15 protein-coding genes are annotated in these 17,316 nt (G+C 53.7%); 8 read left to right on the top strand and 7 right to left on the bottom strand.

Annotated features, from left to right (window positions below):
• Window positions 1–212: 212 nt before the first annotated feature.
• From AYI87_RS13660 to rnm, 7 genes are all read right to left on the bottom strand, one after another.
• Window positions 213–2,891 carry a TonB-dependent receptor gene (locus tag AYI87_RS13660; RefSeq protein WP_144202917.1) on the bottom strand — a complete coding sequence of 893 codons (2,679 nt, stop codon included), beginning with the start codon at window positions 2,889–2,891 and terminating at the stop codon, window positions 213–215.
• A gap of 590 nt (window positions 2,892–3,481) precedes the next feature.
• The gene (locus AYI87_RS13655) at window positions 3,482–4,393 is read right to left on the bottom strand and encodes a sialidase family protein (protein WP_144202914.1); all 912 of its coding nucleotides are present in this window, start codon (window positions 4,391–4,393) and stop codon (window positions 3,482–3,484) included.
• A 238-nt stretch (window positions 4,394–4,631) separates the two neighbouring features.
• The gene (gene rluB, locus AYI87_RS13650) at window positions 4,632–5,498 is read right to left on the bottom strand and encodes a 23S rRNA pseudouridine(2605) synthase RluB (protein ID WP_144202911.1); all 867 of its coding nucleotides are present in this window, start codon (window positions 5,496–5,498) and stop codon (window positions 4,632–4,634) included.
• Window positions 5,491–6,123 (bottom strand): SMC-Scp complex subunit ScpB, encoded by a 633-nt coding sequence (scpB, locus tag AYI87_RS13645; protein ID WP_144202908.1) that lies wholly within the window; start codon window positions 6,121–6,123, stop codon window positions 5,491–5,493. Before scpB ends, rluB begins: the two co-directional genes overlap by 8 nt.
• The gene (locus AYI87_RS13640; protein WP_011866046.1) at window positions 6,124–6,912 is read right to left on the bottom strand and encodes a segregation and condensation protein A; all 789 of its coding nucleotides are present in this window, start codon (window positions 6,910–6,912) and stop codon (window positions 6,124–6,126) included. It abuts the gene before it with no gap.
• A gap of 163 nt (window positions 6,913–7,075) precedes the next feature.
• A complete protein-coding gene (locus AYI87_RS13635) occupies window positions 7,076–7,696 on the bottom strand; it encodes an L-threonylcarbamoyladenylate synthase (protein ID WP_011866047.1) in 621 nt (206 codons plus the stop codon).
• Window positions 7,693–8,553, bottom strand: coding sequence for an RNase RNM (rnm, locus tag AYI87_RS13630; RefSeq protein WP_144202905.1), 861 nt, complete (start codon window positions 8,551–8,553; stop codon window positions 7,693–7,695). The genes AYI87_RS13635 and rnm overlap by 4 nt, the downstream gene beginning before the upstream one ends.
• Before the next feature lie 436 nt (window positions 8,554–8,989).
• On the opposite strand from rnm, the gene AYI87_RS13625 reads away from it, so the two are divergent.
• The 8 genes from AYI87_RS13625 to AYI87_RS13590 all read left to right on the top strand — a co-directional run bounded on the left by AYI87_RS13625 (window position 8,990) and on the right by AYI87_RS13590 (window position 17,229).
• Window positions 8,990–10,543 carry an anthranilate synthase component 1 gene (locus AYI87_RS13625; protein ID WP_144202903.1) on the top strand — a complete coding sequence of 518 codons (1,554 nt, stop codon included), beginning with the start codon at window positions 8,990–8,992 and terminating at the stop codon, window positions 10,541–10,543.
• Complete coding sequence (locus AYI87_RS13620) at window positions 10,540–11,148, top strand: aminodeoxychorismate/anthranilate synthase component II (protein ID WP_144202900.1); 609 nt, start codon at window positions 10,540–10,542, stop codon at window positions 11,146–11,148. The genes AYI87_RS13625 and AYI87_RS13620 overlap by 4 nt, the downstream gene beginning before the upstream one ends.
• A 2-nt stretch (window positions 11,149–11,150) precedes the next feature.
• Window positions 11,151–12,200, top strand: a complete 1,050-nt coding sequence (gene trpD / locus AYI87_RS13615; RefSeq protein WP_409928974.1) for an anthranilate phosphoribosyltransferase — start codon at window positions 11,151–11,153, stop codon at window positions 12,198–12,200.
• A complete protein-coding gene (gene trpCF, locus AYI87_RS13610) occupies window positions 12,200–13,651 on the top strand; it encodes a bifunctional indole-3-glycerol-phosphate synthase TrpC/phosphoribosylanthranilate isomerase TrpF (RefSeq protein WP_144202894.1) in 1,452 nt (483 codons plus the stop codon). Before trpD ends, trpCF begins: the two co-directional genes overlap by 1 nt.
• Window positions 13,652–13,702: 51 nt before the next feature.
• Window positions 13,703–14,911: a tryptophan synthase subunit beta gene (gene trpB / locus AYI87_RS13605; protein ID WP_144203214.1), complete on the top strand. Its 1,209-nt coding sequence runs from the start codon at window positions 13,703–13,705 to the stop codon at window positions 14,909–14,911.
• The gene (gene trpA / locus AYI87_RS13600; protein ID WP_144202891.1) at window positions 14,904–15,707 is read left to right on the top strand and encodes a tryptophan synthase subunit alpha; all 804 of its coding nucleotides are present in this window, start codon (window positions 14,904–14,906) and stop codon (window positions 15,705–15,707) included. The genes trpB and trpA overlap by 8 nt, the downstream gene beginning before the upstream one ends.
• 292 nt (window positions 15,708–15,999) lie before the next feature.
• Window positions 16,000–16,605 carry an HAD family hydrolase gene (locus AYI87_RS13595; RefSeq protein WP_144202889.1) on the top strand — a complete coding sequence of 202 codons (606 nt, stop codon included), beginning with the start codon at window positions 16,000–16,002 and terminating at the stop codon, window positions 16,603–16,605.
• 93 nt (window positions 16,606–16,698) lie between these two features.
• A complete protein-coding gene (locus AYI87_RS13590) occupies window positions 16,699–17,229 on the top strand; it encodes a CIA30 family protein (RefSeq protein WP_186300629.1) in 531 nt (176 codons plus the stop codon).
• Window positions 17,230–17,316 lie beyond the last annotated feature (87 nt).

The following is a 17,316-nucleotide window of genomic DNA, read 5'->3' as shown; positions in this document are numbered from 1 at the left end:
ATAAGCGAACTGCTTGCTAATCGAGCAGTTCGCTCAATTGCGCCAATCGAGTTAGTGAGCTAGTCGCGTCAGCCGAATTAATCACGCCAGTCACGATAGCCGCGCCAGTCGACGATTAATTTAAAAGACAGTCCACTTAATGACGCCCATAAAAAAAGCCTCCTGAATCAGGAGGCTTTTATCGTTAAGTCACAGGGAGGGTGAATAACGATTTAGAACTTCTGGTTAATACGCAGATAGAAGGTACGACCCAATACATCGTATAGGTTGGTGTTCACATCGCGATAACCCGCATAGTCATACCAAGTCGGTGCTTTCTCGTCGAACAGGTTGTTCACACCCACTGTGATAGTACCGTTCCAATCATGGGTATAACCCACCTGGAAGTTATGCTTGAAGTAGCTTGGTGTGTCGATGATGTAGTCGTAACCAAGATCACGCCACATTGCACCTGACTGACTACCGATATACACGGTTGTCCAAGCCGCGCTGAAATCGTTGTAGTACCAAGCCGCGGCGAAGTTACCACGCCAATCAGGATAGTCTTGGGTACCTGAGTAATCGATCTTCTCAGATTCGGCATCTGCCTGCTCTTTAAAGTCGAGGATGTGAGTAACATCTAGCTTAAGGTTGAAGTCACCGAAGCCTGTCTCGAAGTTGTATGAAGAAGCAAAGTCAAAACCAGATGTTTCCAGCGATGCCTTGTTCACATAACCACTTTCAAGGTACTCAATCTTACCGTCTGGGCCACGAGTCACGAAGTCAGAGCCGCCGTTGATCTTCTCATCACGGATCACGTCTGATGCGCTAACGGCTTCAATCTTGTTGTCATAAGTGATTGAGTAATATGACAGTTCAACACTCCACGCATCGGTCACGTTCCAGACGCCACCCAATGTCAGTGAGTTACCCTCTTCCGCTTCCAGGTTCGGGTTACCACCAAACCAGGTCTTGTGCTGGTTACCTGTAGCACAGTAGTTGGCGTCAGAATTGTTGTTGGCTTCACACCAAACCGAATCGTAGGCCTTCTCGAAGCTCAGAGATTGCGACGAGAACATCTCACCCATATTTGGTGCGCGGAATGAATCACCGTAGCTAGCACGAAGCAGCAACGAATCGACAGGGCGCCAGCTCAAACCAAACTTAGGTACAACGGCATCGAATGTAGAAGAGTTAGTCACCTGACCTTCTGCACCCGTCAAGGTACCTTCCTGCTCATAACGCTCATAACGTAGCGCCGCTGACAGTTCGAAGTTCGCAGGCAGTGCCATCTGGATTTCGGTATAGGCAGACTGACGTGTACGCTCAGCATCAACATCGTCACCACCCGAACCACCAGAGATAATGCCAGAAGCCGACTCTGGATCAGAGGTTTGCTTGAAGTTGATCATCTCATACTCTAAACCACCTACGATGGCCACAGAGAAATCACCTTGTTCATACAGCATGGTGCTGGCAAGACCGTCGATCTGCGTGCTGTCGAATTTACCTTGGTATACACCAGTGTGGTTTGCGGCAGAATACAGTGCTGTCATCTGCTGCTCCCACTCTGCATAGCTCATACCTGAGGTATTGAAGACATCATAGTTGCCAGTATCGATCTCGCTCTGGATGATGTTGTCATTGATCAGGTTGTAGTTAAAGGCGTTAGTGGTCGATGCAGAATGCTGTGCGTTCAGCTCCCAATCGATACCATTACCCACGTCGGCATAACCCACGAAACCACCTAGGATATCGAAACTGTTTGTTTCGGTTAGGGTGTCACGCTCACCAATCTGGACAGAGCGCATGTACAGCGTCATGTCCTTACCCGTTGGGTTATATTGGTTATCCGCGCTCATCACAGGATAGTTAGTCGATACGGGCGTACCGGCATAACGTGTGTTGGTTTCGCTCAAAGATGCGGTACCGCGACCACGGAAGCGAATGTTATCCGTGATGTCATAGTTAAAGTTGGTCATGAAAGAGTTGCGGGTCATGTCACCAAATAGCTTGGTTACCGCACCATAGCTGTATAGACAGCGACCATTGTTCTGACCATCTGTGGTATCGGCAACGTTATCGGTATCGGCACACATCTCAGAGTTTGAGTAGAATGCATAGATATCATCGCCATCGGCATCTTTCTCGCCGGTGTTATAGTAGCCATTCGGTACAGAGCTAAAAGAGCTGTAGTCACCATAGCTAGGATCATCCATGTTCCAAATGTCACGGTCCATCACAGCCTTAGTGTCATAGTACTCATAGGTAAAAGTCACATTACCTTTCTCAGAGTTGAAGCCTGCCGCAATAGAGAAACGATTGGCATCGCCGCCTTCTACGCTAGGCTGCTCTGTGCTGTAGTCGACTTGGAATCCATCAAACTCTTTCTTGGTAATGATGTTAATGACACCTGCTACGGCATCTGAGCCATAAACCGCAGAAGCACCATCACGTAGGATCTCAATACGTTCAACGATTGCTAGTGGGATCTGAGATGTATCTGCCTCGGCACCCGAGCTAGAGCTGGTACCAGGCATACGACGGCCATCAAGCAATACCAAGGTAGCCTGAGAACCTAAACCACGCATGTTAACTGTTGAAGTCGCACTCGCACCCGAACCATAACCCGAAGTACCACGCCAAGAACCAAAGGCGTTGATAGAAGAGTTATTCAATACGTCGGCAACAGTTTTTTCACCGGTCAACGCGATATCTGCCGCACTTAATACAGTCACAGGAGACGAAGTCTCCATATCAACTTGCTTAATACGCGAACCAGTTACTTCGATGCGTTCAACTTTATCGCTTTGCTCTTCAGCAATTGCGATACCAGAAAATGCAATGCTAGATGTCGCGGCGGCAAATAAGCCTACGCGAACCGCTTTTGCTGTTAAGGTCAAAGAGTTCATATGTTTCCCTCACAATACGAAACCAGACAATCTGAGTTTCGATCATTAATTTATTTTTTATTTTTAAAATAAGAAGAATGTCCTTCGGTGAAGATATTGTAAAAAAAGATAAAATAAGTCAACGCGGTTAACACGAAAATAACCGAAATGATAAACATTGATACAACTCGATAATAAAAAACGATACCACCCACCCAACAAAAGTTACCCATACACCTGATTTATAAAAAGTTTTTATAACAATCAATATTATCGAAAAATGTAAAAATACAAAAACAATCAGTCGATACAAATTAATACCTCTGTGTCAAATATGTTTAATAGTTTAACGAAAGATCAATTAAATATAAAAAGTAACCACAAAAGTAACAATGTAAAATAATGTATCCTGATGGTAAGAAAGGGTAAATAACAATTTTAACAACAAAAGCGTTAAACCTTATTTATTACGCACCTTAACCTTTACCTTAAAAATAAATTAAAAAGTCACAGATTTAGCAAGAATTGACATTCAGGATATTTGACTAAACAAAAAGAGAAAATGCAGAAGTGATAAAGACCAAATGATGTTTCACTTGGTCTTAAATAGGTTAAAGGGCAATTTTAGCGAAATAAATGGCGCAGTCACCTTCGTGGGAGGAGTAATAACTGACCATCAAGGTATTATCACAGAGCACAACACCGGCATAACTGGTGTCGCCGCCCGAAGGCAGGGTCAGTAACTCCTCTATTTGCGCGCTTTGTCTGTCAATCGCCACCAGAGAACGCACACGACCATCATAGAGGCGCACCACACCATAAAGCTGACCTTGATAGAGAAAGGTTACGGGTCCCCCTACGCGGCAGTTCACCGTTTGCCAATGCCACTGGGTATAAGGAGGCGCTGACTCGCCCAGCAACGCATGCTCATCGGTTTGCCACAGTGGATCCCGGCGCAGCAGACAGATGGCTTTGTCTTCCTCGTCGAACACTAAACCAGACTCATTGACATAACCGGCCTGACTAAGCTTCTCCACCAGGGGATAAAAATCGGTATTAGCGTCGCTCTTATACAGCGCCGCATAGCCATCATGTTCATGACAATAATAGGCTATGCCATAGAAGTAGCCCTTGTGGGGCGTGATGCGCCACAGCCACTCTCTCTCTTTCACCAGCGCCCTTGGCGCAGACCAATGTATCCCATCATCAGACTGCCAGCAGTAAGAGCGCATGCCCTCACCCTTGCCCTCATGCATAGCGGCGCCGCCAAACAGAAACAGGCTATCCCCCTCGACCACCAGCTTACCGTCCCTAAGGTCGGCAAAATCGGCCTCGATGAGGGCAACACTATGCCAGTCTTGTCCATCATTGTCGGAGCATAGGATCCGCAGCGCGCCATCAGGTGACACATGGGCACTGGCTTCCCTGAATACGCAATAGAGCTTGCCGCGATAGAGAGCAAGATCGGTAAAGGCATTGTGAGCCGACTTATCCCATATTTTGGTGACTGAGCATAATTTCATCTTACGTTCCCTGTAGCCAATAAGCTTCATCATGGCTGACGACGACAGATGACTCAAGTCTGTGAGGCTTAGGGAAGGTGCGAATAAGTCCCGTGCTTGCTCTGCGTGTGCTTAAAGTGGGTAGATACAAGGCACAGTTTGCAGCGAATGGCCCTAGTCCTTCGCAAGATTCCTTAGGCAACACTAGAAAAAAGCATAAAAAAAGCCGCACAAGGCGGCTTTTACTACAAACTTAATTTTAGCTTCTTTGACGCGGCGTCTTACCCGCTGTGGTCTTGTGCTTACGCACGGCGCGGCGGATCTTAGCGCTTTTCACCTTGGCACGGGCCACACTGTGTTTGTCTGTGCCCAGCAGGGTGCGCGTCTCCTCATCCATGCCGGCCAACTTACGCAGATAGTTCACCTGCTCGATTGGCAGCTCGACCCAACCACCGCGAGGCAGGGATTTAGGCAGATCTATCATGCCGTAGCGAATACGGATCAAGCGGCTCACCTGCACTTCCTGGGATTCCCACAGGCGGCGAACCTCACGGTTACGGCCTTCGGCCAGCGACACATGCCACCATTTATTCATGCCCTCGCCACCGGCAGGCTTCACCTTGTCAAAATGGGCCGGGCCATCTTCCAAAGTTACGCCACTGCGCAGACGCTGAATGCAGGCATCGGTCACCTCACCAAAGGTACGCACGGCGTATTCACGCTCCACCTCATGAGACGGGTGCATCAGGCGATTGGCCAGCTCACCATCTGAGGTAAACAGCAACAAGCCTGAGGTGTTGATATCCAGACGACCTACCGCAACCCAGCGAGAATCTCGGGTCTTAGGCAGACGGTCGAATACCGTCGGACGCCCTTCGGGATCTTTGCGGCTACAGATCTCCCCTTCAGGCTTGTGATAGGCGATCACGCGGCATACCAAGTCTTCTTCCGACTTAATAGACACCGTACGACCATCGATACGCACCTTGGCATCGGCCTCAATACGATCGCCCAATTTGGCAATTTCACCGTCTATACTAACTCGACCTGCAGCAATCCATGCCTCCATCTCACGACGGGAGCCATGGCCTGCACGGGCCAAGACTTTCTGCAATTTTTCACTCATTAGTAGACTCTTCATTGGTTTGAGGCGCTGTGTTGTCAGGAGTCGATTCGACCGCCTGGGTTTTTCCAAACAGCGCCGCTAGTGACTCGGCATCGGATAAGGGAGGAAGGTCCGCTATCCTGTCCAAGCCAAAATAGGCTAAAAATTCATTTGTGGTCGCATAGAGCGCGGGCCTGCCCGGCACCTCTTTATGGCCAACAATCTTAATCCAGTGTCTATCGGATAGACTCTTGATGATATGGCTTCCCACGGCCACACCACGTACAAACTCAATATCGGCACGGGTGACCGGCTGACGATATGCGATCACCGCCAGGGTCTCCAGGGTCGCCCGTGAATATCTCGGCGCCTTCTCCTGCCACAGTGGCTGCAGATAGGGGCTCAAGGTCTCGATGGACTGAAAACGATAACCGCCCGCCACCTTGACTAACTCTATGCCGCGACCCTGATAATCCTGCTGCAACTCCTCTATGGCGGCCTTAACCTTGGCGCGGGAGACGCTAAAGTTTGCCAGCACACTTTCGTTTAAGTGCTTGATAGAGACAGTCCTAGCCATCACAAACAGACTGGCTTCAATCAGCTGCTTGAGCTGATCCGGGTTTATTTGAAGTTTCTTACTCGACAATCAATAGGCCCTAACATGTATGGTCGACAGCGGCTGCGCCTGAATAAGGTCGACCAGAAGCTCTTTTACCAGCTCCATCAGCGCAAGAAAACTCACAACCACGCCGGCTCGCCCCTCAGAAACATCAAACAGCTGCTCGAAAGGCACATAGGACTTGCCTTCTAGCATAGCCAATATTTGCGTCATGCGTTCCCGTGTCGACAGATGCTCACGCTGCACATGGTGATGCTCTGTGGCCTCGACCCGCTTTAACACGGCGGCGAAGGCACCGGCCAACTCCACCAGGGAAACCGACGGCGGCACTAATACCGGCTTGATATCAGGCGCGGGCAACACCTTGGCCTGAAACACATCTCGCTCGAGTCGCGGCAAGGCATCTAGCCTTTGCTGCGCGTCTTTAATCACCTCGTAGGCCTTAAGCTGTCTTATCAGCTGGGCACGGGGATCGGCCTCATCTTCCTCTGCAAGTTCGGGTCTTGGCAGCAAGAGGCGCGACTTGATCTCGGCCAGGGTTGCGGCCATCACCAGATAGTCGGCGGCCAGTTCCACCCTCGCCCCCTGCAACAGCTCGATATACTCGAGATATTGATCCGTCACCGGCGCAATGGCCATCTCGACCACATCCAGTTTCTGCTTGCGGATCAGATAAAGCAGCAGATCCAGCGGGCCTTCGAAAGACTCGAGAAACACCTCTAGCGCCTCGGGCGGAATAAAGAGATCCGCCGGCAGCTCCTTAACGGGCTCGCCCCTGACCACGGCCAAAGGTAAACTTTGCTGAGTCCCCTGCATCCGCTCTCCAAGTCAGCAGACAGGCATTTGCCTGCCACAGGCTAAAGGTTAGATAATAACGATAAATTACCGCCATTTAGGGCGAATAATCACCGGTTTCTGGCGAGGCTAATCGACACCAAACGCGCGATTATAACTGCAAATTTGACCAATAGACAGGGCTTTAGCCAAACTGGCTAACATCACCTGCGCCTTCACGTAAGATCTCGATATCGCCCTCTGAGAGATCGATAACCGTAGTCGGTTTCTCGCCCAGATAACCGCCATGAATAATCACGTCTACCTGATGCTCGAGGATGTCACGGATATGCTCGGGATCTGACTCGGTAAACTCTTCACCCGGCAGGATAAGACTGGTAGACATCAGCGGTGCATCGAGCGCCTCAAGCAGCGCCAGGGCAATCACATTGTCTGGCACGCGAATACCGATAGTCTTCTTCTTCGGGTTCTGCAGGCGCTTAGGCACCTCTTTGGTGGCCTTGAAGATGAAGGTAAAAGGACCAGGGGTGTTGTGCTTAAGCACTCTATAGGCCTGGTTATCCACCCTGGCATAGGTCGCCAGCTCAGACTGATCACGCACCATCAACGAGAAGTTATGGTCGTTCTCGATCTGACGGATGCGCACTATGCGGGTCATCGCATCTTTCTCACCCAGCAGACAACCTAGGGCATAGCCAGAGTCTGTGGGATAGACCACCACCCCGCCCTGCTTAATCACATTGACCGCCTGATTAATCAGACGAACCTGAGGATTTTCCTCATGTACATAAAAAAATTGACTCATGGGTTTCCCATCCAATTATCCATTTGCCAAACCCAATCGACACCTTGGGGTTGGAACATATTTCTACCTAACTCGAGCCAGCTACCGGGAAAATGAAAATCGCTTCCCAGCGATGCATGCAGTTCATTGAGCCGACTCAAGGCTATTAAATTGTTACGATCGTCCAGGGTCTGCTGACCCAGCACCACTTCCATGGCATCGCCACCGGCGGCCTTAAATTCACGTACCAGACGCTTTAGCCATTTGGCCGACAACTTGTAGCCGCTGGGGTGTGCCAGCACGGCGACGCCGCCCGCCTCATGAATGATGGCGATAGCGGTTTCCATGTCAGACCAATTGTTCGGCACATAGCCTGTCTTACCCCGCGCCAGGTATTTCTTGAACACGGCGGCAGCGTTGGTGGCATAGCCGTTATCCGCCAACCAGCGCGCGTAGTGGCCGCGACTCAGCGCTGCGCCTTCGGCTAACGCCTTAGCCCCTTCATAGGCGCCGCTGATACCGGCCTTCTCCAAGCGCACGCCTATCTCCATCGCCCGCGCCTCACGCAAGGCACGCTGCTGGTTCAAGAAAGCATCCAGCCCCTGATGTTCAGGATCAATATTTAAGGCGACGATATGAATATCGAAGTTATTCCAGCGGGTAGAGATCTCGCAGCCGTTAATCAGGGTCAAAGGCTCGGCTTGACTGTCGTTGAAGCTGTGGGCTTCCTTGAGACCGGCTAAGGTATCGTGATCGGTAATGGCCAGCATCTGCACCCCATTAGCGAGGGCACGGGCCACTAATTCTGACGGGGTTAACTGGCCGTCGGATGCCGTAGTGTGGCTGTGAAGATCGATTAAACGCGTTTCATCTGTCATCTCTTTATTCTACTCGACTTTGTTATTAGAAACATCTAATTGGATGAAAATGGACGAAATTGCATAAGATTCGTTAAATCTTCTCGGTAATCACTGCAGATTGTGATCTTAAAACCCCAAATAGAAAAATATTCAATTGACAAGGTAACGGAGGGGATGCTTTTATATAGCCATCAACGAGATTTTACCTTTACATGAGATAGACACTGAAATGACAACGCAGCTATTCAACAACATCAACTGGTGGTGGCACTTCCCAACATAGCGGGTGGTGTGAATTTCTGTGCTCATGTAAAAGAGACAAGATTTAAACAAAAAGCCCGCACTCGATGCGGGCTTTTTGCATTTAATCACCTAATTTTATTAATAGATTTATAAACGACTAACCCAAACGCACAAACAAGTTAGTCTACTATCGGCAAGTAGGAGCGCAAATATGGGGCAAGAGTTTCTGGCCAGCGTCAACACGATAAAGGAGCGGATCACCTATCATAATGATCCTCTCCAGCTGTATCAGCACCTGACGCAGGATGCGGCACATACCATGTTGCTGGAGTCGGCTGAAATCGACAGTAAGGACCACCTTAAAAGCATCATCATGACCCACGCCGCCCTGGCCATACGTTGTGAAGGTTACCAACTCAGCTTCACCGCGCTGAGCGACAATGGTCAGGCGCTGCTGGTTCCCATTGCCCGCTTCTTCGACGAAGATGAAAGCCAGGTGGATGGCAAGACGTTGACCTTAGTCCTGCATAAAGACACCTCGCTCCTGGATGAAGATGCCAGATTAAAATCTACCTCACCGCTCGATGGCCTGCGCAGCCTAATAAAGCATATCGACATGGGCAATGATGCCCAGTTTGAGAGCCTGTTCCTCGGTGGCGTGCTGGCGTTCGATCTTATCGACACGGTAGAGCCGCTACCCAAGGTGAGTCAAAGCGCCAATACCTGCCCTGATTACCTCTTCTATCTGGCCGAAACCCTGATCCTGGTCGATCATCAAGCACGCAGCGCCGACATCATCAGCCATGACTTTACTCAGAATGCGGAAATTAAGGCGGCATTGGCCGAACGAGTCACCCAACTGCACCAGGCCTGCAGCAGGCTTCCCGATATCGCCCCGCTCTGCCCTGTGGATGCCGAGACCCAGGTTAATGTGTCAGATGATGAGTTTAAGAGCATAGTGACAGATCTTAAGTCTCATATCGTCGCCGGCGATATCTTTCAGGTGGTGCCATCGCGCAGCTTCAGCCTGCCTTGCCCGAATACCCTAGGCGCCTACCGCGCCCTGAGACTGACCAATCCCAGTCCCTACATGTTCTACTTCAGAGGCGATGACTTTACCCTGTTTGGCGCCTCGCCAGAGAGCGCCCTCAAATATGAGGCCAGCACCAACCAGGTGGAGATCTATCCCATCGCCGGCACCCGCAAACGCGGCAAGACTGAGAGCGGCGACATCGATTTCGATCTCGACAGCCGCATCGAGCTGGAACTGCGCCTGGATAAGAAAGAGCTGTCTGAACACCTGATGTTGGTAGACTTGGCCCGTAACGACGTGGCCCGCATCAGCCAAAGCGGCACCCGCAAGGTCGCCGAGCTGCTGAAAGTGGATCGTTACTCCCACGTGATGCACCTGGTCAGCCGGGTGACCGGCCAGCTTAGAAGCGATCTCGATGCCCTGCACGCCTATCAGGCCTGCATGAACATGGGCACCCTTACCGGTGCGCCCAAGGTGAGCGCGGCCCAGCTTATTCGCGGCGCCGAACAGACCCGCCGCGGCAGCTACGGCGGGGCCGTAGGCTATCTCAATGGCCTTGGCGACATGGACACCTGCATAGTGATCCGCTCCGCCTTCGTAAAAGAGGGCACGGCCCATATTCAAGCCGGCGCGGGCGTGGTGTATGACTCAGATCCCCAGGCCGAAGCCGACGAGACCCGCCAGAAGGCCCAGGCGGTCATATCAGCCATCAAGATGGGAGGCGGACAATGAAGCTCTACCTACTGGATAATTTCGACTCTTTTACCTACAACCTGGTGGATCAGTTCCGCAGCCTTGGCTTCGAGGTGGTGATCTACCGCAACGACTTAGATGCCCAGTTTATCGCCGAGAAGCTACTGCAAGAGCAAGGCAAGGCGGCGCTGGTATTATCCCCCGGCCCGGGCGCCCCCCATGAGGCGGGCTGCCTGATGGCGCTCATCGACCTGTTGGCGGGCAAGGTGCCCATGCTGGGGATCTGTTTGGGCCACCAGGCGATGATCGAACACTTCGGCGGCAAGGTGGAACGCGCCAAACAAGTGGTCCATGGCAAGGCCAGCCCAACCGAGCACAACGGCCAGGGGATCTTTGCCGGTCTGCCCTCGCCGCTTCCCGTCGCCCGCTACCACAGCCTGGTGGCAACGCAGGTGCCCGACTGCCTCGAGGTGATCGCCACCACAGAGGAGATGCCCATGGCCATCTCCCACAAGAGCGTCAAGGCGGTAGGCTTTCAGTTCCATCCCGAGTCTATCTTGACCACACTCGGCAGCCAGTTGCTGACCCAGACATTGACCTACCTGACCCAAGATGCCCAATTAAGCAGCGGCCAAGGAGTATAGTAATGAGTGAACTACAGCCGATTTTCGACAGGCTTTATCAGGGGCAAACCATCACCCGCGAGGAGACCAAGGCGCTGTTTAGCGAGATAGTCGAGGGCAAGATGGATCCCGTTGCCATGGCCGGCATGTTGGTCGCGATGAAGATGCGCGGCGAGACCATAGATGAGATCTCCGGCGCGGCCGACGCATTGCTGCAAGCCGCCAAGGCCTTTCCCGCCCCCAGTGAGGCCACTCGCGTCCAGGGCATAGTGGATATCGTGGGCACCGGCGGTGACGGTCACAACACCATTAACATCTCGACCACCTCAGCCTTCGTGGCCGCCGCGGCGGGCGCCAAGGTGGCCAAGCACGGCAATCGCAGCGTATCGAGCAAGTCTGGCTCGTCGGATCTGCTGGCGCAGTTTGGTATCGATCTCACCATGGCGCCCGAGACTGCAAGAGACTGTCTCGACACTCTTGGGCTCTGTTTCCTGTTCGCGCCCCATTATCACGGCGGCGTGCGCCACGCGGTGCCTGTGCGTCAGGCACTGAAGACCCGCACCCTGTTTAACGTCTTAGGTCCATTGATCAATCCGGCCAGGCCCGATTACATGCTGCTGGGGGTCTATGATCCTATGCTGGTGCGTCCTATCTGCGACGTGCTCAAGGCGCTGGACGTCAAACGCGCCATGGTGGTCCACGGCAGCGGCCTGGATGAGGTGGCGGTACACGGCGAGACCTTAGTCTGTGAGCTGAAACAGGACGAAATCGTCGAATATTACCTCTCACCAGAGGCCCTGGGGCTGAGCCGCGCCGAGATAAGCGATCTCGCCGGCGCTGGCCCTGCAGAAAACGCCGAAATCACCCGCGCCATATTGCAAGGCCATGGCGAGTTGGCGCACACTGAGGCGGTAGCTGCCAATGCTGGCTGCGCCCTCTATGTGTCCGGCTGCTGTGACAGCCCACAGCAAGGCACGGCGCTGGCGCTACAGACCCTCGCCAGCGGCAAGGCTTACACCCTACTCGAACAGCTTGCTAGCGCGAGCCAAAGTGACAATCTAGGAACAAACTGATGCAAGCGAGTGTAAACAGTCAAACTGGCGAATCCAAGACAAGCAGCAACGTGCTGACCCGTATCGTCGACACTAAACCGGCTCATATCGCCGCGCTAAAACAGCGCTTCCCCGAGGCCTCGCTAACGCCCAAGGTGTCGGATCGCAGTCTGTATCAGGCACTCAAGGCGCCCAATGCTGGCTTCATCTTTGAGTGCAAGAAGGCCAGCCCCTCTAAGGGCCTCATCAGACAAGCGTTCGATGTCGAGGCTATCGCCGATGTCTACAAGCATTATGCCGCGGCCATCTCTGTGCTGACCGACGAGCAGTTTTTTCAGGGCGACATGGATTACGTGCCCAAGGTACGTGCCAGGGTTAGCCAACCCATCCTATGTAAAGATTTCTTCGTCGATCCCTATCAGGTGAAACTGGCGGCCCACCAGGGCGCAGATGCCATACTGCTGATGCTGTCGGTGCTCGATGATGACCGTTACCGTCAGCTGGCAAGCCTGGCGGCCCAGTACCAGCTGGATGTGCTGACCGAGGTCAGTAACGAGGAGGAGCTCAAGCGCGCCATCGCCCTGGATGCCGCCATCATAGGGATCAATAACCGCAACCTAAGAGATCTCACCACAGATCTGGCAACCACTGAGGCTTTAGCCCCGCATATCCCAGCAGACCGCGTGGTAGTGAGCGAATCAGGCATCTACACTCAGCAGCAGGTAAGACGCCTGAGCCCCCTGGTAGATGGCTTCCTGGTAGGCAGCTCGCTGATGGCCGAGGCCGATCTTGATCTCGCCTGCCGCGCCCTGACCCTTGGCCACAACAAGGTGTGCGGCCTGACCCGCAGCGAAGATGTGCGCGCCGTCACTGACGCCGGCGCCCTCTATGGCGGACTTATCTTTGCCAAGAAATCGCCTCGCTACGTGACCCCAGAGCAGGCACTAGACTTAGTCGAGCAGCAACGAAGCACAGGTAAGGGGCTGAATTTTGTCGGCGTCTTCGTCAACGAAGAGGTCACCACCATCGCCGAGCTGGCCAAACGCCTCAATCTCTTCGCCGTGCAGCTTCACGGCAAGGAGAGCGAATATGATATCGATCAGCTCAGACTTAAGCTAAATGAACTTGATTGCCAGACCCAAATCTGGAAAGCGGTAGCCGTCAGCGTCGACAGCGACGATTGCCAGGCCCCCTCCACGCCAGACAATGCCGATCGCCTGCTCTACGACAGCAAGACCAAGGCGCCAAATGGCGTGCAGTTTGGCGGCACGGGCCATGCCTTTAACTGGCAGCAGCAACTGCCGCACAAGGCTGATGCCATGTTGGCCGGTGGGCTTAACGCAGGCAACGCTTGTGACGCCGCCCGCCAGGGCTTCTATGGCCTGGACTTTAACTCGGGCCTCGAGTCGGCTCCCGGCATCAAGGATGCAGAGCTTATCAAGCAAGCCTTTACCGCCCTTAGAGAATATTAACGTTTTGCGGCGCACCTTAACGGCGCCGCTCCATACAGAGAGAGCTTTATGATGACTAAGCTGGACCCTTATTTCGGCGAATATGGCGGTATGTTTGTACCGCAGATTTTGATGCCCGCCCTCAAGCAGCTCGAAGCCGCCTTCGTCGATGCGCAGAACGATCCGAGCTTTCAAGCCGAATTTACCGATCTGCTGAAAAACTACGCCGGCAGACCGACCGCCTTGACGCTGACCCGTAACCTTAGCCCTAACCCTCTGGTGAAGATCTACCTCAAGCGTGAAGATCTGCTCCATGGCGGCGCCCACAAGACCAACCAGGTATTGGGTCAGGCCCTGCTGGCCAAGCGTATGGGCAAGAAAGAGATCATCGCAGAAACCGGCGCCGGACAGCACGGCGTGGCCACTGCCCTGGCTTGCGCGCTATTAGGCCTCAAGTGCAAGGTCTACATGGGCGCCAAAGATGTCGAACGTCAATCGCCCAACGTGTTCCGTATGCGCCTGATGGGCGCCGAGGTGATTCCGGTCACCTCAGGCTCAGCCACCTTGAAAGATGCCTGTAACGAGGCGATGCGCGACTGGTCTGCCAGTTACGACAAGGCTCACTACCTGCTGGGTACCGCCGCCGGTCCCCATCCCTTCCCCACCATAGTGCGTGAGTTTCAGCGCATGATTGGCGAAGAGACCAAGGCGCAAATACTCGACCGTGAGGGACGTCTGCCCGATGCGGTGATAGCCTGTGTCGGCGGCGGTTCTAATGCCATCGGCATGTTTGCCGACTTTATCGACGAGCCTTCGGTTAAGCTTATCGGTGTCGAGCCAGCAGGACTCGGCATAGACACGCCTAAACATGGTGCGCCGCTCAAGCACGGCAAGACGGGGATCTTCTTCGGCATGAAGGCGCCGCTGATGCAAGATAAAGAGGGCCAAATCGAAGAGTCTTACTCTATCTCCGCAGGCTTGGACTTCCCCTCTGTGGGGCCGCAGCACGCCCACCTTGCGGCGACCGGTCGCGCCACCTATGAGTCGGCCACAGATGACGAGGCCTTAGCAGCCTTCCAGCTGCTGGCCCGCAGCGAGGGGATCATCCCGGCGCTGGAGTCGGCCCATGCCCTGGCCTATGCCATCAAGCTGGCCGAGGCCGCCACCGAGGAGACCCTATTGGTGGTCAACCTCTCAGGCCGCGGCGACAAGGATATCTTCACCGTCGCCGACATCTTAGAGAAACAACAAGCAAATAACGAGGAGAGCGGCAATGAGTAACCGTTATCAGGCAGCATTTGCCGCACTTAACGCAAGCGGGCGTGGCGCCTTCGTGCCTTTCGTCACCATAGGCGATCCCAATAAAGAATTGTCACTGAAGATCATCGAGACCTTAGTGGAAAATGGCGCCGACGCCTTGGAGCTGGGCTTTCCCTTCTCAGATCCTCTCGCCGACGGCCCTGTGATCCAAGGCGCAAATCTGCGCGCCTTAGCCGCGGGCACCACGCCGGGTGGCTGTTTTGAGATCATCACTGAGGTACGCGCCAAATACCCAGATCTACCCATCGGCCTGCTGCTGTATGCCAACCTGGTGTATGCCAACGGCGTCGAAGCCTTCTACGCCAAAGCCAAGGCCGCCGGCGTGGATTCTGTGCTTATTGCCGACGTGCCTGTGGAGGAGGCTGCGCCCTTTATCGCCGCCGCCAAGGCCCACGAGGTAGCGCCAATTTTTATCGCGCCGCCCAATGGCGATGCCGAGACGCTGCGCCAGGTGGCCGAGCAGGGCCAGGGCTACACCTACCTGCTATCACGCGCCGGCGTCACGGGCACAGAGTCTAAGGCAGGCATGCCGCTGGATGATATCCTGGCCCAGCTCAAAGCCTTCGATGCACCGCCGCCCCTACTGGGCTTTGGCATCGCAGAGCCTGCTCAGGTCGAGGCTGCTATAGCTTCGGGCGCGGCGGGCGCCATCTCGGGTTCTGCCGTAGTGAAGATCATCGAGGCCCATCAAGACGATGAGCAGGCCCTGCTCAGCACTCTGGGCCAGTTTACCCGTGAGATGAAAGCGGCGACCTAAGACTAAACGTCTAACCCCCTTCTCATCCAATCTAAAGTCCCCGCACCAGCGGGGATTTTTTTATCCGCTACTCCCCTTTACTGATCCATTAGTCGCCGGGCGCCGTATATCCTCAATCAAACCAAATGAGAGCCGGCGCTTGAAACACTCGCTAATGTCAACCTTACAGGAGCGACAGGCGGCTACTGGCTATACTTATAGCTATTAAGCTAGCGACTTTCTAAACAACAGCCTTCTTAACAGCAGCCTTCTTAACAACAACCTTCGCCTTCAATCTAGATAAGGACACGCCATGCAGAGCTTTAATAACTTGTTTAAGGGAGTCATCTTCGACCTCGACGGCACCTTAGTGAGCAGCTCCCTAGACTTTAAGGCCCTCAAGCAGGCAGTTGGCTGCCCGTTAGACCAGGATATTCTCGCCTTCGTGCAGCAGCTGCCAATGGAGCGTGCCAAGAAGGCCCATAGCATCATCACCCAGGCCGAGCACTTAGATGCCCTGAGCGCGAGGGCGATGAGTGGCGCCTTAGCCCTGCTGGATTTTTTGTTGCTGCAACAGATCCCAACGGCAATCGTCACCCGCAACAGCCGCCAGGCGGCCGAATTAAAGATAGAGCGCTGCGCCCTGCCGATCGATCTCATTGTCAGCCGCGACGATGGCCCGGCCAAGCCAGATCCCAGCAGCCTGCTGGCGCTAGCAAAGTTGTGGCAGCTGCCGCCATCGCAGATAGCCTATGTGGGCGACCATCACTATGATATCCAGGCCGCCAAGCGGGCGGGCATGCCATCTGTACTGCTCAGCGAGCAGAGAGCCTACGGCGAGCAGCATGGCGCCAGCTACATCTTCAGGGATCTCATGGCGCTGCACAGGGCCTTGCCCTCCATCTCTCTGTGCGCCTGAGCTTGCAAACAATAAGCAGCGCACATGAAGATGCTACTTGGCTTGACCTTGCTAGGCCCTTACCTTCTCACTATCCAAGGAGTCGATACTAAGATGGAAACATTAGCCTTACTGACTCACCCAGGTCACTGGCAAATAGTCAACGATGGGGTAATGGGCGGCCGCTCCCAGAGCGAGCTGAGTGAGTTCCTCAACGCCAATCAGCAATATCGACTGCGCTTTAGCGGCAATGTCTCCCTCGAGAACAACGGCGGCTTCGCCTCTGTGTCGCGCACCCTAAGCCAGGAGGAGCAGCAGATTTTGCAACAGGCTCATCCAGGCGGCATTCGCCTCACCACCTTAGGTGATGGCAAGCACTACCAGCTCAGACTCAAAGTCCTTAAACAGGGCGAACTGGTCAGCTACAAGGCAAACTTCGATACCCAGGCGGGCAGACTCGAGCAGTGGACCTTTGCTCAAGGGGAGTTTATCGAGACCTTTCGCGGCGCGGATTATCCAACGCGGCCCTACCCAGACCTGACGCAACTGGTCGCCGTTGGTCTCTTGATTGGCAATGGTCAGACGGGAGATTTTGAGCTGCAACTCGCCGAGCTGGCTATTCAATACACTCAGGCCTCTCAATGATCCCGGAAAGCCCAATTAACTCAGGACGTTATAGAGCTAGTGATTAAGTGAGCTAGGGGTTAAGTGAGCTAAGGCGTTAATAAGCTA

Source organism: Shewanella sp. KCT (genome assembly GCF_007636505.1).
Taxonomy (GTDB): domain Bacteria; phylum Pseudomonadota; class Gammaproteobacteria; order Enterobacterales; family Shewanellaceae; genus Shewanella; species Shewanella halotolerans.
Note: the sequence above shows the minus strand (reverse complement) of the source record. Positions and strands in the feature narration are given on the sequence as shown.